Annotated in this window: 17 protein-coding genes; 13 read left to right on the forward strand and 4 right to left on the reverse strand. The window is 52.7% G+C overall.

From position 1 onward, the window contains the following. Positions 1-33 precede the first annotated feature (33 nt). The 12 genes from gnd to HY774_24280 all read left to right on the forward strand — a co-directional run bounded on the left by gnd (position 34) and on the right by HY774_24280 (position 20,527). The gene (gnd, locus tag HY774_24225; protein ID MBI4751600.1) at positions 34-1,479 is read left to right on the forward strand and encodes a decarboxylating NADP(+)-dependent phosphogluconate dehydrogenase; all 1,446 of its coding nucleotides are present in this window, start codon (positions 34-36) and stop codon (positions 1,477-1,479) included. A 183-nt stretch (positions 1,480-1,662) separates the two neighbouring features. Then, on the forward strand, positions 1,663-3,204 hold the full coding sequence (gene zwf / locus HY774_24230) for a glucose-6-phosphate dehydrogenase (GenBank protein MBI4751601.1): 1,542 nt from the start codon (positions 1,663-1,665) through the stop codon (positions 3,202-3,204). 99 nt (positions 3,205-3,303) lie between these two features. Beyond that, the gene (locus HY774_24235; GenBank protein ID MBI4751602.1) at positions 3,304-4,479 is read left to right on the forward strand and encodes a glucose-6-phosphate dehydrogenase assembly protein OpcA; all 1,176 of its coding nucleotides are present in this window, start codon (positions 3,304-3,306) and stop codon (positions 4,477-4,479) included. A gap of 590 nt (positions 4,480-5,069) precedes the next feature. Further along, entirely contained in the window at positions 5,070-5,831 is a 762-nt protein-coding gene (gene pgl, locus HY774_24240; GenBank protein MBI4751603.1) for a 6-phosphogluconolactonase, read from the forward strand. A 152-nt stretch (positions 5,832-5,983) separates the two neighbouring features. Next, complete coding sequence (locus tag HY774_24245; GenBank protein ID MBI4751604.1) at positions 5,984-7,117, forward strand: ROK family protein; 1,134 nt, start codon at positions 5,984-5,986, stop codon at positions 7,115-7,117. A gap of 22 nt (positions 7,118-7,139) precedes the next feature. Continuing rightward, a complete protein-coding gene (gene glk, locus HY774_24250) occupies positions 7,140-8,111 on the forward strand; it encodes a glucokinase (protein ID MBI4751605.1) in 972 nt (323 codons plus the stop codon). Positions 8,112-8,326: 215 nt separating this feature from the next. Then, complete coding sequence (locus tag HY774_24255) at positions 8,327-9,871, forward strand: hypothetical protein (protein MBI4751606.1); 1,545 nt, start codon at positions 8,327-8,329, stop codon at positions 9,869-9,871. Positions 9,872-10,296: 425 nt separating this feature from the next. Then, the gene (locus HY774_24260) at positions 10,297-12,966 is read left to right on the forward strand and encodes a leucine--tRNA ligase (protein MBI4751607.1); all 2,670 of its coding nucleotides are present in this window, start codon (positions 10,297-10,299) and stop codon (positions 12,964-12,966) included. A gap of 331 nt (positions 12,967-13,297) precedes the next feature. Beyond that, a complete protein-coding gene (locus HY774_24265; protein ID MBI4751608.1) occupies positions 13,298-14,185 on the forward strand; it encodes a hypothetical protein in 888 nt (295 codons plus the stop codon). A 222-nt stretch (positions 14,186-14,407) separates the two neighbouring features. Continuing rightward, a complete protein-coding gene (locus tag HY774_24270; protein ID MBI4751609.1) occupies positions 14,408-15,586 on the forward strand; it encodes an AAA family ATPase in 1,179 nt (392 codons plus the stop codon). A 100-nt stretch (positions 15,587-15,686) separates the two neighbouring features. Beyond that, the gene (locus tag HY774_24275) at positions 15,687-16,409 is read left to right on the forward strand and encodes a DUF1439 domain-containing protein (GenBank protein ID MBI4751610.1); all 723 of its coding nucleotides are present in this window, start codon (positions 15,687-15,689) and stop codon (positions 16,407-16,409) included. A gap of 455 nt (positions 16,410-16,864) precedes the next feature. Next, positions 16,865-20,527, forward strand: a complete 3,663-nt coding sequence (locus HY774_24280; GenBank protein ID MBI4751611.1) for a VWA domain-containing protein — start codon at positions 16,865-16,867, stop codon at positions 20,525-20,527. 287 nt (positions 20,528-20,814) lie between these two features. Here HY774_24280 and hpnI read toward each other — a convergent pair whose 3' ends face one another. The 3 genes from hpnI to HY774_24295 form a co-directional block, all read right to left on the reverse strand. Further along, positions 20,815-22,002, reverse strand: coding sequence for a bacteriohopanetetrol glucosamine biosynthesis glycosyltransferase HpnI (gene hpnI, locus HY774_24285; protein MBI4751612.1), 1,188 nt, complete (start codon positions 22,000-22,002; stop codon positions 20,815-20,817). Between the two features lie 265 nt (positions 22,003-22,267). Continuing rightward, positions 22,268-23,308, reverse strand: a complete 1,041-nt coding sequence (selD, locus tag HY774_24290; GenBank protein ID MBI4751613.1) for a selenide, water dikinase SelD — start codon at positions 23,306-23,308, stop codon at positions 22,268-22,270. A gap of 145 nt (positions 23,309-23,453) precedes the next feature. Next, a complete protein-coding gene (locus HY774_24295; GenBank protein MBI4751614.1) occupies positions 23,454-23,783 on the reverse strand; it encodes a cupin domain-containing protein in 330 nt (109 codons plus the stop codon). 330 nt (positions 23,784-24,113) lie between these two features. Between HY774_24295 and HY774_24300 the strand changes: the two genes are divergently transcribed. Further along, positions 24,114-24,638: a hypothetical protein gene (locus HY774_24300; protein ID MBI4751615.1), complete on the forward strand. Its 525-nt coding sequence runs from the start codon at positions 24,114-24,116 to the stop codon at positions 24,636-24,638. Between the two features lie 477 nt (positions 24,639-25,115). Here the strand turns inward: HY774_24300 and HY774_24305 are convergent, their stop codons facing one another. After that, positions 25,116-26,066 carry a hypothetical protein gene (locus HY774_24305; protein MBI4751616.1) on the reverse strand — a complete coding sequence of 317 codons (951 nt, stop codon included), beginning with the start codon at positions 26,064-26,066 and terminating at the stop codon, positions 25,116-25,118. Positions 26,067-26,071 lie beyond the last annotated feature (5 nt).

Below are 26,071 nucleotides of genomic sequence, written 5' to 3' on the forward strand. Positions count from 1 at the left end.
CCAACGAACAACTAAGAAAAGAGGAAAAGTGCCATGTCTACTCCAAGCAGTGCCCCAACGTCTGCCAAAATTGGAATGATCGGTCTCGCCGTGATGGGACGCAACCTGGCGATGAATATCGAACGCAACGGCTTCCCGATTGCCGTGTGGAATCGCGACCCAGGCACCGTTGACAAATTTATGGAAACGGTTCAGGGCAAACAGTTTATTGGTGCCCACTCACCCGAAGAATTCGTCAAATCCATTGAACGACCTCGTAAAATTATCCTCCTCGTCAAAGCTGGCGGGCCGGTGGATTGGACCATTGATCAGATCAAACCTTATCTGGAAGAAGGCGATATTATTATTGATGGCGGCAACTCCTACTTTCCCGATACCATTCGCCGCGAAAAGGCCCTCAAAGCCGAAGGACTGAATTTTATCGGGTGCGGGGTGTCTGGCGGTGAGGAAGGCGCCCTCTGGGGTCCATCACTGATGCCCGGCGGTGACCCGGAAGCCTATAAAAACCTGGCCCCAATCTGGGAAGCCATTGCCGCCAAAGTTGATGATGGCCCCTGTGTGACCTATATCGGCCCAGATGGCGCCGGACATTTCGTGAAAATGGTCCACAACGGGATTGAATACGGCGATATGCAGCTCATTGCCGAAGCCTATGACATCCTGCGCCGGGTTCTGAAAATGGAAGCCGCCGAACTGGCTGAAGTGTTTACCAAATGGAACGAAGGTTCGCTCCAGTCCTTCCTGATCGAAATCACGTCCCACATTTTCAAGGCCATTGACCCTGAAACCGGTAAACCCCTGGTGGATCTGGTCATGGACAAAGCCGGCCAGAAAGGCACCGGCAAATGGACCTCCGAAGAAGCCCTCGAAATGGGCGTTGCCGTCTCAACCATTCACGCCTCAATTGAAGCCCGCTGCCTCTCAGCCCTCAAAGATGAACGCGTCGAGGCCAACTCGCAAATCCCTGGTCCAACCGATTATGTCTATGATGGTGATCGGCAGGCTTTCATTGATGCGGTTCACGATGCCCTCTATGCCAGCAAAATTTGCTCATATGCCCAGGGAATGGCCATGCTCGCCCAGGCGTCGCGTGAACGGAACTGGAACCTCAACCTGGGTGAAATCAGCCGGATTTGGAAAGGCGGCTGCATTATCCGGGCGCAATTCCTCGATAAGATCAAGCAGGCGTATCACCGTCGGGCCGATCTCCCCAACCTGCTCCTCGATCCCGATTTCAAAGCCTGGGTCGTTGATGCTCAACCTCGCTGGCGACAGGTGGTCAGCGTGGCCACGCTGGCCGGAATCCCCATCCCAGCCATGTCGGCCAGTCTCAGCTACTTTGATATGTACCGCACCGCCAACCTGCCGTTAAACCTGACCCAGGCCCAACGCGACTACTTCGGGTCCCATACCTACGAACGGGTTGACCAGCCTGACCTTGGCTTTATCCACACGGAGTGGAAGTCATTGATGAAGTAGCCAGAGAGAGCGAGTAGCGAGTAGCGAGTAGTCAAACCCTGGTATTTCATTGAAGTGATCCATTTCAATTTCAACCTTGAATCCAGATCTGATTGACTACTCGCTACTCGCTACTCGCTACTCGCTACTTGCTTTCTCTCCGCGACTCGCTATTCACTCACAATCAGAGAAGGTGAAAAAGATATGAGCACTTTGGATACCTTGGAAAATCCACTCCGCGAAGGGATGCGGCTTGAAACCTCACCCGCCCCCAATACGGTCGTTATTTTTGGGGCCTCGGGCGACCTGGCCAAACGCAAACTGGTGCCGGCATTGTACAACCTGGCGCGTGATCACCGGCTTCCCGGCGGCTTTTCGGTGGTCGGCTTTGCCCGCAGCGAATCCTCCCACGATGCCTACCGCACTGATATGCGCGAGGCGGTTGCCAAATTCTCAACCACCGGGCCACCCGAAGACTCCCTCTGGGACAGCTTTGCCCAGGGCCTGTTTTACTGCACCGGCAACTATGACGATCTGGCCAGTTACCAGCGCCTGAGCACCCTGCTGGATCAACTTGATACCGAACGGGGCACGGGCGGAAATCGCGTCTTTTATCTCTCCACTCCACCCAGCCTGATCAGCCCGATTATGGATCACATTGGGAAATCCGGCCTCTCCAAAGGCAAGGATGGCGGCTGGGCGCGCATTATTATTGAAAAACCCTTTGGACACGACCTGGCTTCCGCCCAACACCTCAACCAGGAAGTCAATCGGATCTTCGATGAAGACCAGGTCTATCGCATTGACCACTATCGGGCCAAGGAAACCGTTCAAAATATTGTGGTCATGCGCTTTGCGAACGGAATTTTTGAACCGATCTGGAACCGAAATTTCATTGACCACATTCAAATCACGGCGGCAGAAGCCGTCGGCGTGGAAGGCCGCGGCGGGTATTATGAAAATGCCGGTGCTGTCCGCGACATGCTTCAAAACCACCTGCTCCAACTCCTGGCCCTGGTCGCCATGGAACCCCCGCCCTCGCTTGACTCGACCGCCATCCGCGACGAAAACATCAAGGTTGTGAAGGCCATCCGCCCAATTCCAGCCGACCGGGTCAACCAGTTTGCCATTCGCGGCCAGTACAGCCGGGGGTGGGTTGGGGGTGCCGAAGCCCCAGGCTACCGTCAGGAATCCGGGGTCAACCCTGAATCAGCCACGGAAACCTTTGCCGCCACCAAGTTTTATATTGACAACTGGCGATGGGCCGATGTCCCGTTTTATATGCGCTCCGGCAAACGCATGACCAAACGCGCAACTGAAATTGCCGTCCAGTTCCGCAATGTCCCTCACCGGCTGTTTAACCAGACGGCAGCCGATCTGATCGAACCCAACCTGCTGGTGATCCGGGTCCAGCCAGATGAAGGCATCACGATCAAACTCGCGGCGAAAGTTCCCGGTCAGGCCATGCACCTGAGATCGGTCAATATGGACTTTCGCTATGGAAGTTCCTTCGGCGTCCGCTCGTCCGACGCCTACGAACGGCTCATCCTTGATTGCATGCTGGGCGATGCCACCCTCTTTACCCGCCGCGATATGGTCGAAGCCGGCTGGGCGTTGATGATGCCCGTCCTGGAGTCCTGGCAGGCCGCCAAAGACAAAGATTTGCACTTCTATCAGGCCGGCTCGTGGGGCCCTGAAGCTGCCGATTCTTTGATGCTTGAAGGCCGCTCCTGGCGCAGATTGTAACCCGATGTAGGGCATCCAAGGCCGCAGGTGACAGCGACCATTCACTGAGTCACCCACCTCAGCGGCCTCCCTACCGCGAACAAGACGGACGAAAAGGATATGGAACAGCAAAACTCAATTATCGAAGAAATCGAACGCAAGCGCCCGGTCGATGTCGCCAAGATCGAACGTGAACTGGCCGAACTCTGGAAAGCCGCCGCCAGTTCCAAAGAAGGCGGCGGCGAAGCGGTCACCCGGGTGTGTCTGCTCAATCTGCTGATTTACACCTCGGATGAAGATCATGCCTCCACCCTTGGCGGAACCATCGCCACCGTCACCGAACATGCTCCCTGCCGGGCCATGGTGCTGGTCGGAAATCCAAAAAATCCGGATAGCCACACCGAAGCCTGGATCTCGTCCCACTGCCATATGACCCAAAACCGACAACAGGTCTGTTGCGAGGAAATCCGGGTGACGGCCAGTGGAAAAGCACTGGAACACCTCTCGGATACGATTGCTCCGTTGCTCGTCGCCGATCTGCCGACCTTTCTCTGGTGGCAAGACGCCCATGCCCTGAGCCAGCCCCTGTTTCGTGGATTTCTCAACCAGGTCAATCGCATTATCGTTGATAGCGGCCAGTTGACCCACCGGGACCAGGAATTTCGCCACCAGGCGGAGATTATCCTCAATGCCCGCCATCAGGCCGCCTTTAGCGATCTGAATTGGGCCCGCTTAACCGTTTGGGAAGAATTGATAGCCAGCTTTTTCGATGCTCCTGAAATGCACGTTTATTTGAAACGGCTGAACAAAGTCACCATCACCTACTCATTCAATGGTGAAATTGCAGGCGTGCCAATTCGCACGCTGTTCCTGGTTAGCTGGCTCTCCAACCGCCTGTCGTGGAAGTTGAAAGATGCGGCTGAAGTTTCGCCGCAACAGTTGGAGTTTCGATTCCGATCCCCATACACCCGGCTGCAGGTTGAAATCCTGCCGGAAACCAACACCAACTTCCCGTCAACCGTTATCACCGGTGTAACCATGTCCACCGCAGGTGAAAAGCCGGCGACCTTTGAAGTCCGCCGGCGGGCGCCAAAAGAAAAAGAAGATGTCTTTGAGACCCGGGTGGTCATTACCGATGGAGCTTCCGTTGACCGCGTTGTTTCTTCCTACCGCCCGCATGATGCCGACCTCATTGCCCATGAGGTTGAAATTTTTGGTCGTGATCGAGGGTATGAAGAAGCCGTAAAATCCACCCTCAGCCTGATTGAAGAAATCCAGGCTGAATTACTGGTCTGACCCAATCAAATGAAGAATGAAGAATTGAGAAAGTGGTTAGTGGTTAGTGTGGTTAGTGGTTAGTGGTTAGTGTGGTTAGGGAGCGTTAAAAAACAACTTCCCGATTTTCATTTGGGTCGAAGCCATTTTCTTTTGAGTTCGGTGGCACTTTCCCTGACAAAAGCTCAGACCCCATTGAAGTCTTTGGATTTCTTTTTCGTGTTTTTCGTGTTTTTCCGTGTTTTTCGTGTTTTTCGTGGTTTCCTGTTCTGAAATTGGATCTCTCCGGGTGACTTTCGATAAAAACGGGAAGTTGTATTTTTACAGTCCCTTAGTGGTTAGTGGTTCGTGGTTAGTTCTTGGTTCTTGGAAGGTATTGACCACTCATGCCAGTTAAGGGTTGAAAAAATTGTTCGTTGAAAACAAAGGGCTTATCAAAATCTCAAATTTCAGACGTTCAATCTGCTGTCTGTAAGTTGTTGATTTTGAAGTCTCAATTTCAACTCTTCATTCGCATCACTAATCACTAATCACTAACCACTAATCACTAACCACTAACCACTAAAAGGTTTCTTCATTCTTCATTCTCCACCCTTCATTCTGCGAGGCATATGACAGCACCAACCTACACACTTGATGTTTCCCCTGACTCAACCGCACTCACCGTTCACGCCGCAGAAGAATTTGTGAAACAGGCCAGGGTAGCCATTGCCGAACGCCATCGCTTTAGCGTTGCCCTTTCTGGTGGCAGTACGCCGAAGGTATTGTTTGAAATGCTGGCCTCTGACCGTTTCCGGGATCAAGTTGACTGGTCCAAAGTCTACTTTTTTTGGGGAGATGAGCGGTCAGTCCCACCGGACCACAAAGACAGCAACTTTCGCATGGCGAACGACGCCATGCTCAAACCACTCAATATTCCGGAATCTAATATTTTTCGCATCCAGGCCGAAAAAGGAGCCACTGAAGCGGCGGCCCTGTATCGTCAGGTCCTGGCTGATTTTTTTACCCCGGATGAATTTCCACGCTTTGATTTGCTCTATCTGGGGATGGGGGATGATGGCCACACCGCGTCTCTCTTTCCCCATACTGAGGCCCTGAAGGAACAATCGCTGGCTGTGGTTGATAACTATGTCCCCAAATTTCAGACTACCCGCATTACCCTTACGATTCCAGCGATAAACCAGGCCCGCCACATTGTCTTTTTGGCCTCGGGCGCCGGCAAAGCGGATATGCTGGTACAGGTATTGGAAGGCGAATATCAACCGGAGACCCTCCCGTCCCAATTCATCCGGGCGGCTTCGGGAACGCTCACCTGGATGGTTGACGCGCCGGCGGCTGAAAAGCTACACCAAAAAAACAATGAAAATTCCTGAAGATGGAGATTGGGGCGGGGCCCTTTCCACGATGGTTCCCATCTGCCACTCACGTACCAGACGGGAAAAAGTACCTCTACTCACAAATATTCACCAACCCCACCCCCAAAACCCCAATTTGTAACACTCTTGAAAAGACTGGAAGGCACACTATGTCAAACGAAATTTTAGGAATCGACATTGGCGGTACCGGGATCAAAGGTGCTGTCGTTGATGTTGAAACCGGCACCCTTGTCACGGAACGCTTCCGTATTAAAACACCTCGTCCCGCAACCCCTGAGGCCGTGGCCGAGACCGTTGGGCAAATTGTTCAGCATTTTGAATGGAAGGGTCCAATCGGAATCGGGTTTCCGGCTGTCATCAAAGATGGAATCGCCTTTACGGCTGGGAATATCCACCCCTCCTGGATTGGAACTGATGCCCAGCGTCTTTTTGAACAGGCTTCTGGCTGCACCGTTACCATTGCCAATGATGCCGACGCCGCTGGACTGGCTGAGATTCACCTTGGCGCTGGGAAAGATCGTGAGGGCGTTGTCATTATGGTGACCCTCGGCACCGGGATCGGCACCGCCATTTTTCATGATGGGAAACTCTTTCCCAACACTGAACTCGGCCATTTGATCATTCGAAAGAAAGATGCCGAACGACGGGCAGCCAATAGTGCCCGCGAAAAACATGACTGGTCATGGAAAAAATGGGGGAAGAAAGTAACCGAATACCTCGCCGAACTTGATCGGCTGCTCTGGCCGGATTTATTCATTATCGGTGGCGGTGCCAGCAATGAGTGGGAAAAACTCTCAGCCCATATCAAAGTCCGCGCTGAAATTATCCCGGCGAAAATGGCCAACATCGCGGGAATCGTCGGGGCGGCACTGGTGGCGCAATATGTCCCACACCACAGCCAACGCCCCACCCAGGTACACCTCCAGGCCGGTGAAGATGAAACCGAAGTCGGTCTCAAAGTCACCACCCATGATGCCCCAGACGCCGCCGAACCCGAATCAACCCAATCTGACGAAGGCGAAACTGAAGTTGGTCTCAAAGTCACGACCCATGAGGTATCATCTGAATCTGACTCAGTTCCATCGGAGGACGGATCAAATACGACATCAGAATCTTGTGATGAATCAGAGGCGACCCAACTGGCAGCGTCTCCCGACGCCCCGGAGGAATCGGAGGAACCGCAGACCTCAGATTCTGCTTCAACCGACACGCCCCCAGCTCAAGTAAAATCCCGATCCAAATCTCAAGCGAAATCTCGGGCCCGAGCTAAGGCGAAAACTTAAATAGAAAGCGAGTACGAAACTCATGATTTTGGCGGGTGATATTGGCGGGACCAAAACCAATGTCGCGCTTTTTCGCGAATCAGACTTAAGCTTGATTCATAACCGAAGCTTTCCAAGTCAAAACTACCCAGGACTTTGGCCAATCCTTGAAGAATTTCTTCAAGACGCCAAAGGCGATATCTCCAACGCGTGTTTTGGAGTGGCAGGGCCAGTCAACAACGGAATCAGCTTCATTACGAATCTGAGTTGGACCATTGAAGCAACCGCTTTAAGGGAAAATCTGAAGTGTACGAGCGTTCATCTGATCAACGATTTAGAGGCGAATGGATGGGGCATTGAAGTACTGCCTCAAGCATCCTTTCATGTATTGCGTGAAGGCACTCCCAAGCCGGGAAATGCCGCGTTGATCTCAGCCGGGACTGGACTTGGGGAATGCTGCCTTTTTTGGAATGGCACCCGGCACATTCCGTCAGCCTCAGAAGGGGGACATGCCAGCTTTGCTCCCCGCAATGAGGAAGAAGTCGAACTCCTCAGATATTTATGGAAACAATATGCCCATGTCAGTTGGGAACGTGTGGTTTCCGGAAGTATGGGCTTCCAAAATATCTACAATTTTTATCGCGATACTCAGCGAGCCATTGAACCTCCCGAACTGGCCGAGAACATTCAAACCGGTGATCCAGCGGCCATCATCAGCCAGTCCGCCAGCCAGGACATTGATATTGCGGTGAAGACCATGGAGATGTTCTTTACGCTCTATGGTGCGGAAGCCGGCAACCTGGCATTGAAAATTATTGCGGTGGCAGGGGTTTACATCGGTGGTGGAATAGCTCCCAAAAATCTGAAGTGGATGACTTCAGGGAATTTTCTGGATTCTTTTTCAGCCAAAGGCCGATTTACCTCAATGCTGGACGAGATTCCAGTCAAAATTATCCTGGATAGCCAGACCGCCCTGTATGGTGCCGCCAGATTTGCCCAATTGAAAGGGGAATGACCCTTGAGTTCTGGATCCGATCCGTACTGAGCGATCTCAACCCATATCACCGACACAACATCCCTTCGCGACACTGCCCCTGGACTGACTCAACTTCAGCCCAGGGGCAGTTTGTTTTATCAAACAGAATTATCATTACATCTATCATCAAATACATAATTACATATTAAAAGCAAAGTTAATACCGTAATCGTAAATTACCACAATTACCTATTATGAAAAATACACTTACAGTGCTTTCAATTGATATTGGCACCTCATCAGTCCGGGCTGTCTTATTTGATATTCAGGGAAATCCCATTCCCGGATCTGAAGCCCGGACGACGTATCAGGTTCATTACACTCCAGACGGAGGCTGCGAAATTACAATTACAGAACTTTTCACATGGGTTACCACTGTAATTTCAACCTGTCTACATCAAGTTCCTCACTCCCAGGTAGCTGGAGTCGGTATTTCGTGTTTCTGGCACTCACTCGTCGGAATTACACCTCAGACACATCAACCAGCAACTCCGGTTTATCTGTGGGCCGATACCAGATCGCGAGTGGTTCTTGATGAACTCCATACGTCAACAGTCGAAGCTGATCTTTTTGGCCGAACTGGCTGCCGAATTCATTCGACCTACTGGCCAGCCAAACTCTATTGGATTCAGGCTTCCCAGCCCTCTCTCAACTTCCCTTCTCTGTGGTGGATGTCAGTTGCTGAATATGTCTGGCTCAGGTTGTTTGGAGAACGGGTAGTGAGCACGTCCATGGCTTCAGGAACGGGTGTGTTCCATCAGGGAACAGGCGATTGGGACTCACCAACTCTGAACCTCTGTGGTCTGACACGATCACAACTTTCAGTCATTGCCCCCGATACCACCCGATTCTCAGGCGATCAACTCTGCTCGCCTTTCAAAAACGACTGGACGGCGTTGACTTCAGCGTACTGGTTTCTCCCGCTTGGGGACGGCGCCTGCAGTACTGTAGGGAGTGGACCACCTGGGGGAACAATGGCGGTTCTCAACCTTGGAACCTCAGCCGCCGTGCGACTCAGTATTCCAGCAACAGTTCCAACCCTCAAGACACAGACCTTTGCCCAGAAGCTGTATACTGGAGGACTGTGGCATTATCGCCTTGACGAACAATGGCATCTCATTGGCGGCGCCTTGAGCAATGCGGGGAATCTCCTGGCCTGGCTGCGAACGGTCTTCAACCTTCCAGCTATCGCCGATATCAATCAGTATTTATCAGACTCCACTCCAGATTCCCACGGGTTGGATTGCCTTCCCTTTCTGGCTGGCGAGCGGAGCCCAGGCTGGAGGGCTGAAGCCTCAGGTCTCGTCTCGGGTCTTCAGTTCCATACGACCCCGCTTAACCTGCTCCAGGCAGCACTTGAAACAATTGCGCTTCGACTGGCCTGGATCTCAGACAACCTGCACCATGCCGGTTTTCCCATTGATCAAATGATTGCCTCCGGCGGTGCCTTAACCGCTTTTCCGGCCTGGACCCAGATGATCTGCGACGCCATCAACCTTCCACTGCTTCGACTGGACAATTCCGAAATTTCGGCTCGGGGCGCAGCCCTGTGGGTATTTGACCAGCTCGGTCTCCTGGAGCTGGCTCAATCCCCGCTTCCACCTCACACTTCTTTTTTGCCTGACGCTTCCCGGCATCAAATCTATCGGCGGGCACTTGCTCGCCATCAACAGTTCTATTCCACCTTCTATCAGCCTGGACGACCATCTCCCTTGGATTCAACCGGAGGGAAAAATTGAAAGCGCAACGGCAACCGTTTTGCGGCACTCATCAGACCGCCCGTGCTCCCCAGCCAAACCCACCGAAACCGGATTCAGCGGCGGAATGAGCTGGAGTACGGCACGGTTTTTTGGCGGAACGTTCAGTGATTCAATTGAATACCCTTTGTGATCACAAACTGATATTCTGGCAACTCGTGTCCAACCGGGCGGTATCTTTTTCAGCCTAAAATACCTTTTCCCGCCGGTTCTGCCTCAGCCCTCACCCCCTTCCCACTTGACACCTGCCACATCAACTCTGATGATGCTCTCTTTCACCTCTTCTGGTGAATTTTTGGTGGAAACACTTCGCCTTGAGCATCATTTTGGTCCATTCACATTCCCGCCCTCATCCCCCTGGATTTTTGGGAACACGATGGACACTCCCTGAAGGACACGGAACAACAATGAACGAGAAGTACCTCCCGCAAGACGTCGAACACAAATGGCAAAAACGGTGGGCTGATGAACATACCTTTGAGGTTCACCCGGATCCGAATCAACCCAAATTTTATTCGCTGGAAATGCTTCCCTACCCATCCGGGCGCATCCACATTGGTCACGTCCGCAACTATTCGTTGGGTGACGCATTTGCCTGGTATAAGCGCCTCAACGGATTGAATGTGCTTCACCCGATTGGATGGGATGCGTTTGGAATGCCCGCTGAGAATGCAGCGATCAAGCATGGCCAGCAACCTGACATCTGGACACGGTCAAATATTGCGGTTATGCGCGACCAGCTTAAACGGGTTGGGTTTAGCTACGACTGGTCGCGGGAAATCGCCTCCTGCACCCCAGAGTATTACCACTGGAATCAATGGTTCTTTATTCAAATGTTCAAGAACGGACTGGTGTATCGCAAACTCGCCACAGTCAACTGGTGCGATCAATGCCAGACCAGTCTGGCCAACGAGCAAGCCGAGGGTGGATTTTGTTGGCGCCACGAAGAGACTCCGGTTGAAAAACGTGAGCTTGAACAATGGTATGTCCGCCTGACACATTACAATGAGGAACTGCTGGCTGGAATCAACGGTCACCTGCAAGGCAACTGGCCGGAGCGGGTGCTCACCATGCAGCGCAACTGGATCGGTCGGAGCGAAGGCGCGGTGATTGATTTTGCCCTGGCTGATGATTCATCCCGGTCAATCAACGTCTTCACAACCCGCCTCGACACCATCTTTGGGGCCAGTGCGGTGGTCATCGCACCTGAACACCCGCTCGTCAAGCACCTGCTTGAACATTCGCCCAATCGTGCAGAGGTTGAAACCTTTATTGATCAGGTCAGCACGATGAGTATGCTTGATCGAATCGGCGAGGGCACCACCAAAGAAGGCATCAGTACCGGGCTGTGTGCGGTCAATCCGTTTAACCAGGAACAGCTTCCGATCTGGGTGGCCAATTTTGTCCTGGCTGAATACGGCACCGGAGCAATTATGTGCGTTCCCGCCCATGATGAACGCGATTATGAGTTTTGCCGCAAATACCACCTGCCCATTCAGCGTGTGATCTGGGGCTATACCGAAGCAGATGCCAATGTCACCCTCCGGTTTTCGGAGTTGCCATTTACCGATCCAGGGTTTCTCGGGCCAAATTGCGACCAATATGCGGGACTGCCCTCGGATGAAGCCCAGGTTGCAATGGCTGAATTTGCTGAAACCAATGGGTTTGGGAAAGCGACGGTCACCTATCGCATCCGGGACTGGGGCATTTCCCGCCAGCGCGCCTGGGGCACGCCAATCCCGATGATTCATTGTTCAACCTGTGGAATCGTTCCAGCGCGTGAAGCAGACCTGCCCATCAAATTGCCTGACAACCTGGATTTCTCAGTTGGGGCACCGCTTACTCGCTGTGCCGAATACGTCAATGTCTCCTGTCCGACCTGTGGTGGCCCGGCCCGGCGGGACACCGATACCATGGACACGTTCGTTGATTCAAACTGGTATTATTTCCGCTACTGCGATCCAAAAAATGATCAACTCCCCTTTGACCCGGCAATTGTCAAATACTGGATGCCGGTTGATTTCTACATCGGAGGCATCGAACACGCCGTCCTGCACCTGATTTATACCCGGGTCTGGACCATGATGATGCGCGATCTGGGTCTGGTTGAATTTGGCGAACCGGTCAAAACCTTGCTGACTCAGGGAATGGTCATCCTGAACGGCGCGAAAATGTCGAAAAATAAGGGGAATGTGGTTGATCCTGACGAAATGGTTGACCGCTATGGAGCTGATGCCACCCGGCTGTCAATTCTGTTTGCGGCCCCACCTGAAAAAGAAGTTGATTGGAAACAATCCCTGCGGGTCATTGCCCCAGAGCATCCGCTGTTTGATCAGGTCTTTAAGGGTACCCGCACCTTTGATGATCAGAATCGGCTCTCGTTTATGCTGGAACAACCCGATGCGTCAACCCTGACCCTGCCGGATAACGATGTTTCAGTCGAATACCCGGCGGCGGAAGGTGCGATGCGCTATCTGGCGCGGGTCTGGCGACTGGTCCGTAAATGGCATCCACTTGTCGCCGAAACCACTTTTGACAGCGAGCCAACCGGATACTCCGATGCCCAGCGGACCCTTCGACGGGCAACCCACCAGACCATTCAACGCATTACCCAGGCGTATGAAGACGGGCTTCGGCTCAATGTCACCGTTGCTGCCTGCATGGAATTGACCAATGCACTGTATGACTTTGACGCCACGGTGACTGAGGTTTCACAAGCTGGAATACCTGATGTGTTTGTCATTAAGGAAGGGCTTGAAGCACTGGTGGTGATGCTGTCCCCCCTGGCCCCACATATCGCAGAAGAACTCTGGGAAGCACTGGGCCATCCGTCATCCATCTCCAAAGCCAGATGGCCAGTCTTCCTGGCTGAGTGGGCGCGCGAAGCCCAGCTTGAAATCCCGGTTCAAATCAATGGAAAACTGCGCACCAAAGTTCTGGTTGATGCCGAGGCCACTGAAGACGAAATGAACGCCATGGTACTGGCGGATCCCAAGGTTCAATCCTCCCTTGAAGGCAAAACCATCGTCAAAACGATTGTGGTGCCGAAACGCCTGGTGAACCTGGTGGTGAAATAGCAGGACCGAAAAAAACTGACGGAAGCCAGTGGGGCTTTCCCGCACTCTCGCTGAGAGTTTTGCAAGTAAATCATTGATTTAAGGCTTCTTATAGTTTGAAAATCAAAAACCTTCCAGGACTTGCAAAACAGCAATGTCTTCGATCAGCGAGCGTGCGGGAGAGCCAATTTTACGTGACTGTTGACAACAATCGCCTTCAGCCAGTTCGCATCGTCCCATTTTCGTAGCTCCGCCTCTGTCCAATTCGACTTGGGGACCTCGCTCCAGGTAAAGTACACTTCAATTCCAAAACACCACCCTGACTGGGTTCTTCTCACGGAGTGTCTCCTGGATGATCAACTGGCATCGGCTCTTCGGCATTGCCCTGACCGAATTCTTCAGCGGTTCGCCCTTTGTGGTCGAACTGGAAAAAGATCTGTCGCAGAAAAAGCAATTGCTCGATATCGTCATCATTCGCCGGACCGACGGCCAGTGGGATCATCCGTTACCGGATGGATTTGACAATCTGGCTGATCATAACCTGATTAGCTACAAATCGTTGCGGGAACCATTCGATGACTGGACGCTCAAGGAATTGACCGGCCATTACGTCAACTATCGCAAGCAGGTCAGTCCATCGCTCAATGACTTGTTGCCGGAGGACCAGTTTCGGCTCTACGGCATCTGTACCCGGTTTCCCAGCCACCTGACTGGTCAGGTTGATATGTATCGGGTGCTGGGTGGCGTTTATGACATTTATCGGGGGTCGGACCGGATTCGGCTGATTGTGTTGAGTGAAATTCAGGATGCCGGGCAAAATCGCATCTGGGAGCTATTCAGCACCAGGCCGGACCACATCCGGGTCGCTGCCCAGGAATTTCAAGCCAGATACGGGGAAGCCAGCACGATTCTGAACCAGTTGTTCAGGTATTACCACATGGAGGGATTACCCATGCCGTACACGATGGAAGATTTCAAACGGGATGCCAAAGAAGAATTTCTCAAGAGTCTGACACCTGAAGAACGCCTCAAAGGCTTACCGGCTGAAGAACGCCTCAAAGGCTTACCCTCGGATGAACTCTTAAAACACCTTGACCCCGAGGAACGCCTCAAGGATTTACCTCCTGAAGAACTCTTGAAGCGATTATCGGTTGAGGATATTCAAGCTTATTTGAAGAAGTTGCTTGACCACTCAGAGTCAGATTCATCAGAAAAGCCCTCAAAAAACAGACCAGCTTGAGGCCAGTTCTTTTTCAGGTGAGCGGTTATCCAGTTTTCAAGGCTGCAATCTGACGCTGATTTGAACCTGGCCTACAGTGAGTTGCCCACTACCAAAGCGGCGTCAAGTGGGCTGCACTCTCAAGTTTTAGCTTGACATCCCTTCTTAGACATAAGCATTCTGCCCATCTCTCAACTCCATTGATTTTCGCATTCCTTTTTCACGCTTTTCGGTCAGGTGCTTATGTCTCAACCAATTCCTTCTCAAAACATCCAGTCTCCGCCAGCGGAACACTTGTATCGCGACGAACTCAGGTTTTTGGAGCATTTTGGCTCCGGAGTGCGCCCGCCAAACTGGCGCTTGACGCCGCAAGCGGTGGTGACCTTCATCGTTGGCTCGAAAGGCGAAACCCTGCGTCTGGCGAAAGATTCGAAAGCTCCAGAAGATGTGCCCCGGTCACTGGTCATTTCTGAAAAATTTGTTGGTAACCGCGCTCTGGTTGAACGCTGTGTGGTCACCCTGGCCGGAGAACGCGGTCTGATGCTCGTAGGGGAACCTGGAACGGCCAAGTCCATGCTTTCGGAATTGCTCGCGGCTGCCATTTGCGGCACCAGCGGTTTGACGGTTCAAGGAACGGCTGGCACAACTGAAGAACAGCTTCGCTATGGCTGGAATTATTCGCTCCTGATTGCCAAAGGACCCAGGCCCGAAGCCCTGGTCCCATCCCCAATTTTGACGGCAATGAATACCGGCGGCATTGGCCGAGTCGAAGAAGTTACCCGCTGCCTGCCTGAAATCCAGGATGCGTTGATTTCGCTACTGTCCGAGCGACGGCTGATGATCCCAGAGCTACAAACCGAAGCCATCGAGGAAAAAACGGTTTTTGCGCAAAAAGGCTTTAACGTTATTGCCACAGCCAACCTGCGTGACCGGGGCGTGTCGGAAATGTCCGCCGCACTCAAACGCCGCTTCAATTTTGAAACCATTCCACCAATTCCGGATCTGGCCCGCGAAGTTGCCCTGGTGCAGCGTCAGGCGACCGCCGCTCTGGCCCGCGTAGACGAACCGCTCCGCGTTGATCAGGCCGTATTGGAAGCCCTGGTCACGGCCTTTCGGGATTTGCGGTCAGGCCGTTCAGTTGAAGGCTGGGCCGTGGAAACGCCGGGAACGGTGATGAGTACGGCTGAAGCTGTGAGCGTCGCCACCGCTATTGGACTCCAGGCCGCCTATTTCCCGACCGAACGCGATCTGGTGTCGCACCTTCCAGGATATTTGCTCGGCGTGGTGCTCAAAGATGATCCAAAAGACCGTGGGCGTTTGCTGGCCTACTGGGACAGTGCGGTCAAACGTCGCGCCGAAGGCGGCACCCGACTCTGGAAACAATTGCTGGAACTTCGTTCAGTCATCGAGTCAGAAAACTAGAAGCAATTGATAGGGAAGAAATTGCTTCAGGCCGAGATGTGCTATCAATCAATAAACCTCACATGTGAACTTCCTAACCTACGAATGGAGAAATCCCCGCATGGCTCATTATGTACGCCTTTTTCTCGCGCTGGCTGTGTTACTTAGCCTGACCTCATGTGCCAAGAACCTGTCCTTTACGTTTGAAATCCCCAAAGAAGAAATCCAGGCAAAAGTCCAAACCAAATTCCCGCTCAAGCCGGGCGCTGGGGAGAAAGAAAAATCCCCGGTTGAGTTGACGATAAGTGATCCGGTGATACTCCTGGAAGAAGGAAAAAATCAAATCGGGATCAGAGTCAATGTCCTGGCGATTCCATCCGCACCTCAACTCAACGCTCCCAAACCGCCATCGGCTCCGGCTGATGGCCCCAAACCGCCCGGTGGTGGTCCCAAACTTCCTGGTGGCGGCCCCGGTGGTCCTGGCGGTCCTGGTGGCCGGTTGAAGGACGGCCCTCCCTTGCCTGGAGGTGGTCCTCAAAAACCACCAGCCCCACCTCAACCTAAGTTCACCGGCACGGTGACGGTCTTTACCACGGTCAGCTATGACCCCAAAACGAAGTCCATCCACCTCAGCAACCCGAAAATCACAAACCTGGACATCAAACAGCTTCCACCACCGCTGGAAGAACCGCTCAAACAAATGGCTGAGAAAAAACTGGCTGAAAAACTTGCCGAACAATCAATCCCCCTCGAAGGCAAATCTCCTATCGAAGAAACCGCCATTACATTTATGAAATCGGTTTCTGTGAAAAATGGAAAATTGCTGGTTGAAATCGGCTGGTAACTGTTTGGGGTTCCGGGTTCCGGGTCTTGTCATTACCCAAATTTTTCGATGTGCCTGTTGCGTCCCAACTTGTGGTGAACCCCAACTTGTGGGGTCACCACATCGGGCAGCACTCAACCACCTCACCACAGAGGACACAGAGGAACACAGAGGTTTTGAGCAAGTGATCGGCCTCTGTGCTTCTCTGTGTTCTCTGTGGTTCAACAATGATGCTGACGGTTCATTGTGTTCGGGGTGATGGGGGCAATTCAGGTTGATATTTTGGAAATCGAAAAAATTTGGGTAATGACAAGGTTCCGGGTTCCGGGTTCCGGGTTTTCGAATCAAATTCTTTTTGTTTCCGTGGGCTTCACACCACGGCTATTACACGACACCCGTGCCGGGCTAAAATCCTTATCCTGGCGCATATGGGGTGACAGGTGACAAAATGACAGGACAAAAAGGTGAATTCTTTCATCCCTCATCCTTCATCCCTTCGAAGAACCCGGAACCCGGAACCCGGAACCCGGAACCCGGAACCCGGAACCCGGAACCCGGAACCCGGAACTCAAACGCCGCTCCTGATCGGGGTGCGTCATCATTCCCCGGCCTGTGCGGCGGCAATCCCAAAGCTGCTTGACGCTTTTGGACCAGACAAAGTCGTAATTGAGCTTCCGACCGAATTTCAGGACTGGATCAAGTGGTTGGGTCATAAGGACTTGCTGGCCCCCGTGGCTCTGGCGGGCGTCAGGTCAGATGGCAATGGACTGGCGTTTTATCCGTTTGCTGATTTTTCCCCGGAACTGGCCGCTATCCGCTGGGCGATCCGGCACAACGTCCCGGTTGAAGCCTTCGACCTGCCAATGGAGCAATGGGAACGCCTCGAACGTGTCATCCGCGAGGCCGATCCTCAAACAGAAGTTGATCACGCCGGGCCCGTTCCTTCACTCCTGCAGCAATTGCTGGCTCAAACCAATGTCGAGGATTCAGAAAGTTTGTGGGATGTCCTGGTTGAATCCCACGCCACAGCCTCTGATCCAGAAGAAATCCGCCGGGCCGCACTTTTGTACGGCTGGGCCTTGCGCGTGGAAAGTATCCGGTCAAAAACAGTTCGCGACCATGACCTGCACCGTGAACGATTTATGCGGGAATGTCTGTTCAAGTCAGGGTTGAGTTGCTTTGGACCGTCGGCTGGGGCTGGTGAAGCGGTTGCCACACTGCCCCGGATTGCGGCGGTCATCGGGGCCTTTCATGCACCGGCGTTGCTCCGACATCCGTGGTACTGGTCACCGACTCAAGTTGCCGCCAAACCAGTGGAAAAAAAGAAGAATGACCGGGGCGCCACCATCAACACATCGCTCATTGCTTATTCGCACGAGTTGCTGGATTCACGGTCAGGATATCCGGCAGGCATTCGGGATCCGCTCTGGCAACACCGGGTCTGGGAAGCCGCCAGCACCGGACGTACACTTTCAACGGTTGTCACAGAATCAGTCGTCGGAATCTGTGCCGAAGTCCGCCGCAAGTTTCACGTCGCGAGCGTGCCGGATGCCATGGAAGCCGTTCGCCTGACCGAAGATCTGGCGACCTTGCGGGGAATTCCATCGCCGGGCCGCCGTGAATTACTCGAAGCCATCGAAACCGCGCTGGGACAGGGAGAATTGCTCGGGCGGGGGCGAATCCTGGCTCAGGCCATGGAACGAGTCCTGGTTGGCCGACGTCGAGGACGGCTCGCCAGTGGGACACCTCGTTCGGGTTTGGGCCCGCACGTTGAACAATTGCTGGCTGAACTAAAACTTCCGGGCCCAGGCACCGAATCAAGCGAAGCCAAACGCATGCGGCTTGATCCACTCCGTTCAAATTTGGATGCCCGCCGGCAGATTGCCCTCAAACGGCTCGGTGCCTGTGGCGTGCCGTATGCCAAACTCGAAGCCGGCGAAGCCATTGGCGCCTCAGAGCTTTTGACACAGGTATGGACCGTTTCATGGACGCCCGGCACCGAAGCCATGCTGGAACTGGTGGGGGTACGCGGTGTCACGCTGGAACAGGCGGCGTTGGGTAGCCTCAAAGCCGAAGAAGCCCGCTACCGAAGCGACGAGAAGTGGGTCCCAGCCGTGCAGTTGTATTTGCTTGGTCAGGCCGCTGATTGTGCGCTCCACGAATTGACCCACGACTATTTAACCGCCTTGACGCAGGCGTTTGCCACCGAAGCGACGTTGCCGCAACTCATTGCCGCCATTGAAATTGTACTGCGCATCGAGCACGAGCACATTCCCGGCCTTTCTTTTCAAAACCAAAAACTGGTGGTTGATTTTGATCACATCCGGGCCGAATTGTTTTCTGCCGCGCTCAAAGCAATTGAAGGACTGGCCGGATCGAAAGCGCTTGACGATGCCAGGGCCTTGCTGGAATTGATCCAGCTTTATGAACGTCAATCCGAAGATCCAACCAGCGTTGGTGATGGTCGGCTGCGGTGGGCACTCGCCGAACTGGCGGAAAATGGCTCGTCACTGATGCAGGGGGCCGCCGGTGCCTTACAGGTCAGATTGGGTGTTACGACGGGCGCCGAATTTGGCAAACTCGTGGCTTCGTGGGTAGACGCGGCCACCAGCAAAGACACCCATCAAACGCTGGCTGAACGGTTGCAAGGTGCGCTGGCGGTGGCAGCGCCATTGTTTGAGGCTGACCCAACCTGGGCTACGCCATTGATGGAACGTATTGAGCAGCAAATAGATACGGAATTTCTGCACCGATTGCCCGCGCTCCGCGAAGGGTTTGAAGTGCTTTCGACCGCCAGCCGGGCCCGGATGCTGACCATTCTGGCCGAACGATTAGAGGATGACGGCATCACCCAAACCTTTGACGTCGTGCTCAATGACAACCCACACCTGCTCGCCCGCTGTGCTGAAATTGACCGCGTGGGCCGCCAGGCGGTTGAATCACTCTTCGGCCAGCTTCCGACCGTTGCTTCTGGAAATCCTGAGGCGGCTGGTCAGGAAATTCATAAACCATCAGTTTCAGGGCCAGACGTTGCGATTTCGCCTCGTGACCGGTGGCGGTTGATCCTGGGCCACGAGCGCGAGCGGATGAAGCCCAAATCGGCTGGAATTGCCCGTGCCCTGGATGAACTCTATGGCGCCGGCCACGGCGAAGGCTCGCGCGGGGAAATTAGTGGAGGGAAGGGAGGCGGAAAAGAAGCTCCTTTTCCATCAACCCGTGAATGGGCCGAAGAACTGGAAGCCCTGTTTGGAGGAACTGTCCGCGAAGAAGTGCTGGGCCGTGCCGTCGAACGTGGCCGGGCCTCAGCTCTGCTCGAACTCGATGCCGAAACCGTTTCACCTTCAATCGAATTGCTTGAACAGGTTCTTTCCCTCAAAGGCGGGTTGTCAGAGGGCCAGCTTGGCCACCTGCGGCGCATTGTCCAGCGAGTGATTGATGCCCTGGTCAAAGAACTGGCCACCCGTGTGCGCCCGGCATTGACCGGGTTGACGGTGCCGCTCCCAACGCGCAAACCGGGTGGGCCGCTCGATATTCGGCGAACAATCACCGCTAATTTGAAGACACTTCGGCAGGATGAAGCTGGGAACGTTACATTTATTCCGGAACGGCTCTTGTTTAAGACCCGCACCAAACGCTCAATGGACTGGCGGATTGTGCTGGTGGTTGATATTTCGGGTTCGATGGAAGCTTCGGTCATTTACAGCGCGATGATGGCCGCGATTTTGTCAGGATTACCAGCCGTTTCAGTTCATTTTGTGGCGTTCAACACTGAAATTCTGGACCTGACCCATCGGGTTGAAGATCCGCTTGGGTTGTTGCTCGAAGTTTCAGTTGGTGGCGGAACACACATTGCCCGAGGGTTGCGCTATGCCCGTGAATTATTGACCGTCCCATCGCGTTCGCTGGTGGTCCTGGTCACTGATTTTGAAGAAGGCTGGCCCGTGGCTGGTCTGGTTGAGGAAGTTCGGGCGCTGGTGGAAACTGGCGCGAAAACCATTGGTCTGGCGGCACTGGATGATTCCGGGCAGCCACGCTATAGCAAATCAATTGCTGAACTTGTGGTCGGTGCCGGAATGCCAGTCGCGGCCCTGACGCCACTGGAACTTGCCCGCTGGGTTGGAGAAAAAATTCGCGGGTAAAGCAGATCAAACAAAGCTGATTGGGGCTGATTGGGGCTGAGGGTATGGGGCTAGGGGCTAAGGGAAATACAATTTTTCCAATAATTTAGCTTTCTGAACCACGAGGGTTTTATTCCCAAATGGTAAGTACCTTGTCATAAGGTTTCTGAGGTATTGGGTTTGGGAGTGCTTGATTCTTTTCGTGTATTTCGTGTGTTTCGTGGTTAGAAATGCGGAAGTTTTCTGTTCAGAGTAACATCTTCAGGTGTGAGAGTTAACGAGTGAGACGAACGATGAAACCCTCTCGTCTAAAGACGATACTCTGAACCTTTTTCTGAAGAGCTATATATCCGATTCAGTTTTCCACCAGCTTCCAATCGGAAACGATCACCGCGCCACAGCACGGTTGTTCCCCAAAAACTCACCACCCACACCACAAAACTCAGGACATCCCGCACCGGCACCAGGAAAAAATAGCGGCCTAAGCGACGGTCTCGGAGCCCCTGCACGCCAATCATCCAGGCGGCGACCAGCCTGAGGATGAGTGCTCCGATTCCAACCCCAATTCCCAAAGCTGAACTACCGCTCAGCAGAAGGAGCGTAAGAGCAAGCACGGTTGTATGCGTGAACAATAATCCAAGATATCCGCCTGGACGGGAATATTTGACACATCGCGCCCAGCGCAATTGATGGTCGAAAAACTCTCGAAACCCATAGTCCGGTAAAACGGTTTCCACGACATAGGGTGAAAGCTGAACTTCATATCCAGCATCTGCGGCGAGCTTTCCAAGCAGATAATCATCTGCCAGATAATCTGCAATAGCGTGAAATCCGCCAATGTGATCCAAAACTGTTCGACGCAGGGCAATGGTGGATCCCATGGCAAATTTGATTCCTTCAAAGCGTTCAGACACCAGTGCACCAGGCAGAAACTCGGCGGTAATGCCAATGCCTTCAATCAAGGCTGCCAGCCGGGTGCTTCCAATGGCGCGATACATACAGGTCACCAGTCCAACTCGTGGATTTGCAAACGGTGATACAACTGTTCGTAAATACTCGGCTCCGACACGGATGTCACTATCGCTCAATACCAGCAGCTCGTAGTGGACACCAGCCAGCATATTATTGAGATTACTGACCTTGCCACTGACACCGATTTGAGTCGGGTTGATAATGAGTGTAATTTGAAGCGAGGGAAAATCTTGTTGAAGCTGGCGAATGAACGGCACGGCAGGGTCAGCTTCGTCCCGCACGCCGAACACAAGTTCAATTGGTCCTGGATAGTTTTGCCGGCAAAAGGACGTCCAGCACTCCAGGGCTCGGTCGTCCATCCCGCGCACTGGTTTGAGAATTGAAACTGGTGGAAAGAAATCTGGATAAGCTGCCTGCCGTCGATGCCACCGAAAAAAATGAAAGGCACTGTACAGGCTCACCAATTGATACATTGATGAGGCGACCACAAGACCCAAAACCAGGTAAAAAGCAAATTGAGCCATAACGTGACAAGGTGACACGATGACAAGGTGACAAAGTGACACGATGACAAGGTGACAGGGTGACAAGATGACAAGGCATATGTGCCAGGATAAAGATTTCAGGCCCGAAGGGTCGTTGTGTAATAGCCGTGGTGCGAAGCCCACGGAATACCGTCACGACGAAACCCAAGTTTGGCAAGGGTGTCGCTCGATGACCACGGAAAGGATTCAGTTTTTCTTATCCTGGCGCATATGGGTGACCGGGTAACAAGAGTTTTCGCCGCATTTAAAGTTTCACTTCCATCCGGCCAGCATCGCCTTCGACCAGTTCTCCGATGATTGCGGCAGCGGGTGTTCCACGGCGGGTGAGTTCGGCCACCAGTGCGTCAGCTTTTTCTGGTGCAACCGCAATTAATAAACCGCCTGATGTCTGAGCATCACAGACGATTAATTGCTGTTCTTTGGTTAATTCCGGGGCGTAGCGAGTCCAGTCATTCATAAATCGCCAGTTGGCATGCGTGCCGCCAGGGGCAATGCCTTCATTGACATAGTGGACCGCTTTTTCAAGCACCGGAACAGCACTGAAGTTAACGATTGCACTGCAATTGCTGGCTTTGGCCAAATTTCTCAGATGTCCAAGCAAGCCAAACCCGGTGACATCAGTGGCCGCGTGAACACCAACGGTTGTCATGGCTTCACTGGCATCACGGTTCAGCGTGGTCATCAGGGCGATGGCTTCCTGGATGGCTTCGAGGGTATCCCGGTCCTGCTTGGCCGCCGTGGTAATAATGCCCAGACCGAGTGGTTTGGAAAGCACCAGTGTATCGCCTGGTTTCCCGCCCGCATTGCTGATGATTCGATCTGGATGAACAATACCCGTCACGGCCAGTCCATAAATCGGTTCATCGGTTTTGATTGTGTGGCCACCAACCAGTTCAATCCCGGCTTCTTTGGCTTTCTCGGCGCCACCTTTCAGGATTTCCCCCAACACGGCGGCATCAAGTGAAGCATCTGGAAATCCCACAATGTTGAGTGCTGCCAGTGGTTGACCACCCATTGCGTACACATCGCTCAAGGCATTCGCGGCGGCAACCGCGCCAAAATCATAGGGTTCATCCACAATCGGCGTAAAAAAATCAGTTGTCAAAACCAGTGCGGTGTCAGCCGTCAACCGATACACCGCCGCATCATCCGCGGTTGAACTCCCAATCAGGACCTTTGGATCCGTGATTGCTGGAAGCCCGCCCAAAAGTGAAAAAAGATAACCCGGAGGATGTTTCGCCGCACACCCGGCACGTTTTGCAAGTTGCGTAAGTCTCACCGTCATAAAACCCCTTTAGAATGAAGAAGCCATATAGTGGTTAGTGGTTAGTGGTTAGTGGTTAGTGGTTGGTGGTTAGAAATCAACAAATATTGTCATTTTGTCACCCTGTCATTTTGTCACCTTGTCACCCTGTCACCTTGTCACCCTGTCACCTTGCCTGGTTTGGGTTTGGCGACATAAAAACAAATACCACGGCACGCTGCGAAGACGCATTCCGAATGCCGTGAATCACATCGGCGGGGGCCAGAACAACGTCGTTGGCTGAAAGTTCCTGTTCTTCTTCGCCAATGAGGGCAACCACTTTTCCTTCCATCACCGCATAAATCTTATCCGCACCTGCATGAGCGTGGGCTTTTTGGGCCTGGCCAGGTTCAAGACAGTAAATATCCGCAAAAAAATTCCGGGTTTCAAAGAGGTTGATTTTCTGCATTTTCTCCGTCGAAAAATGGCGAAGTGCTTGTAAGTTTTTGATTTCCATATACTTCCAGGCTTTCTAATAATCATGAAAATATTTCTTTTGGTTCAGGCAACCAAAACCAAGCTACACCATATGGTTCAACACATGCTACCCCTTCGGTCGAAATGGTATGAACTGGAAATTTCATCGGCATTTTCCAGGCGTCGAATTTTAAGCACAAATCGTTTTTTTTCAGTAGTTTCACACAACTTTACAGTCCCTTCGAAACTGTGGCACGCCGATTGACCTGGAGAAAAGCACAACAATTACACGTGGGTGATCAGAGTTGACCAAACCCAACTCACAGGCATCGCAAATAACACTAAGCATCAACAATTTGGAGGCATCACAATGAAACATTTGACTCAATTATTCAAAATACCAGTATTGGCCGGCGGGATATTCTTCGTGGCATTTTTCTTCGCCTCGCTCCCTGCCAACGCTCAGAACTGGCGCTATGATGATGACAACTATCGTCCGTCTGAATCGTGGGTTCGCCAGCAGGGACGGGAAAAGGGATATCAACTCGGCACTCGTGAAGGGGCTCAGGATCGGGTTCAAAACAACCGGTATGACTATTCAGATGAAACGTATGACTACGCCCTGAATGGATTTAAACCGCAGTGGGTGCACGACGACAATTACAAAAAGGGATTCCGCGAAGGGTACAAACAGGGCTATGAAAATGGCTACCAGAACCCACGTAGCGTTCTCAATGACTGGCGATACGGCAACAACAACAATCGTCGCAATGATGATTACTACCGCACCAGCAACAATGGTCGAAACCGGGACTGGAACCGTGGTCGAGACCAAAATTGTGACCGCGACGATGATTATTACCGCCGCAACAACAACAATCGCCGCCGATTTTAACCGTGGAGTTACAGGTGTGGTCCTCGGTAAGTTCCTTCTAAGGCGGAATGGGACAGGCTAAACACTGACAGCCACACCTCCACTCCACAATATTTCTCATACCAGTTTTTAGTCAGTAGTCAGTAGTCAGTAGTTCACAAAGCTCATTTGGCCGAATTACTTCACTCCCTACTTATGCGATTTTGGGATTAAAAAGTGGTATCACCTTTGTCTTTCCTTGGATTCTCTCTCAAGAGCCTTTGGAAACTATAAACGGCGTGAAGCTTTGGGGATATGGCTTCACGCCTTTTTTTGTTTTTCAAAAGACCGTGGGCTTCGCACCACGGCTATTACACGACGACCCTTCGGGCCTAAAACTCAAACCAGGGCTGAAGAAGTCGGGTTGAAGAAAACGGGTTGAAGAACTTGGCTTTATTTCATCCCTCATCCTTCATCCCTTCGATTGCCCCCAAGCCTGAAGTCTTCAACCCTGGTTTTTCAATCAATCTGATCCAGAATGTCTTTTGGTTCTTCAGGTTGTGGAGCTTCAGGTTCGGCAGCACCCGCCGAAGATGGGTCAATCCCGACATCATAAAATGACGGTAATGGTTCAGGACGGGCTACGGGAACTTCGGGTTGGGCTTCCAGCGCTTCGAGCATTTGTGGCCGGAACTGGTTCAGGCCCGGTACTTCACCGCCAAACCGGATTTCGTGCAACTGAAAATGGCTGTGGCTTCCGCTTAAGGCCGTAATGTCAAAATTATCGGGGGACAGATGGGTAAATTCGACTTCCCGATAGTCAATCACAATGTCTGATTCCCAACCCTTGACGGTTCCATCTTTGCGTTTGAGCGTGGTCTGGTGTTCACGGGTTGAAATTTCAAAACTGGGTGCACTCTGGGACTGGCGGTAGCAAATCGGGTGCTGTGGTTCATAAAAATAGTTCACGCCTTTGCAGGACTTGCCAAAAACGGATTGAATTCGAGCCGGTGCCGTTGACTGCAAAAAACAATACAGGCGGAATGTGGTGCCAATGCCGGACAATTTTCCACGAATTTCAGTCACAAACAGCACCTGGTCCATCAGCCCCTCACGCATCAGGGCGTGGGTAATGGCCAGAAACGTGGCTTTGGCCGTGGCATCCAGTGTGGTCCAGACGTGGGTGGACTGAGCATTAATAAAGGAGCGGGCATCGTCTTCGTGATCAGACGCCCAGTCATTCCAGGCCACTGAAATGGCTTGCAGCCGGTTATTGGTGCGGATCTGGTCCACCAATCCCCGGAACCTCGGGTATTCAGCCCACAAATGCAAAATTTCCAAAAAACCGCGGCCTTCGTGCAAATAGGTTTTCCAAAGCCGCATGCGCTCTTGCCCAAGTTCACTGCCGTCAAAAATGTCACGGTACGGCGCAATTTCAAAAAATCCTCCCGGTCTGCGAAAGGGATACATGGCAC

Source organism: Acidobacteriota bacterium, from assembly GCA_016208495.1.
Lineage (GTDB): Bacteria > Acidobacteriota > Blastocatellia > Chloracidobacteriales > Chloracidobacteriaceae > JACQXX01.

Bases quoted from the DNA above. Each gene is read 5' to 3' on its own strand.
- selD (MBI4751613.1), bottom strand. From the start codon at position 23,308: ATGACGGTGAGACTTACGCAACTTGCAAAACGTGCCGGGTGTGCGGCG.
- HY774_24260 (MBI4751607.1), top strand. From the start codon at position 10,297: ATGAACGAGAAGTACCTCCCGCAAGACGTCGAACACAAATGGCAAAAA.
- HY774_24245 (MBI4751604.1), top strand. From the start codon at position 5,984: ATGTCAAACGAAATTTTAGGAATCGACATTGGCGGTACCGGGATCAAA.
- HY774_24265 (MBI4751608.1), top strand. From the start codon at position 13,298: ATGATCAACTGGCATCGGCTCTTCGGCATTGCCCTGACCGAATTCTTC.
- HY774_24305 (MBI4751616.1), bottom strand. From the start codon at position 26,066: ATGTATCCCTTTCGCAGACCGGGAGGATTTTTTGAAATTGCGCCGTAC.
- gnd (MBI4751600.1), top strand. From the start codon at position 34: ATGTCTACTCCAAGCAGTGCCCCAACGTCTGCCAAAATTGGAATGATC.
- HY774_24300 (MBI4751615.1), top strand. From the start codon at position 24,114: ATGAAACATTTGACTCAATTATTCAAAATACCAGTATTGGCCGGCGGG.
- HY774_24270 (MBI4751609.1), top strand. From the start codon at position 14,408: ATGTCTCAACCAATTCCTTCTCAAAACATCCAGTCTCCGCCAGCGGAA.
- HY774_24295 (MBI4751614.1), bottom strand. From the start codon at position 23,783: ATGGAAATCAAAAACTTACAAGCACTTCGCCATTTTTCGACGGAGAAA.
- hpnI (MBI4751612.1), bottom strand. From the start codon at position 22,002: ATGGCTCAATTTGCTTTTTACCTGGTTTTGGGTCTTGTGGTCGCCTCA.
- pgl (MBI4751603.1), top strand. From the start codon at position 5,070: ATGACAGCACCAACCTACACACTTGATGTTTCCCCTGACTCAACCGCA.
- HY774_24235 (MBI4751602.1), top strand. From the start codon at position 3,304: ATGGAACAGCAAAACTCAATTATCGAAGAAATCGAACGCAAGCGCCCG.
- HY774_24275 (MBI4751610.1), top strand. From the start codon at position 15,687: ATGGCTCATTATGTACGCCTTTTTCTCGCGCTGGCTGTGTTACTTAGC.
- zwf (MBI4751601.1), top strand. From the start codon at position 1,663: ATGAGCACTTTGGATACCTTGGAAAATCCACTCCGCGAAGGGATGCGG.
- HY774_24255 (MBI4751606.1), top strand. From the start codon at position 8,327: ATGAAAAATACACTTACAGTGCTTTCAATTGATATTGGCACCTCATCA.
- glk (MBI4751605.1), top strand. From the start codon at position 7,140: ATGATTTTGGCGGGTGATATTGGCGGGACCAAAACCAATGTCGCGCTT.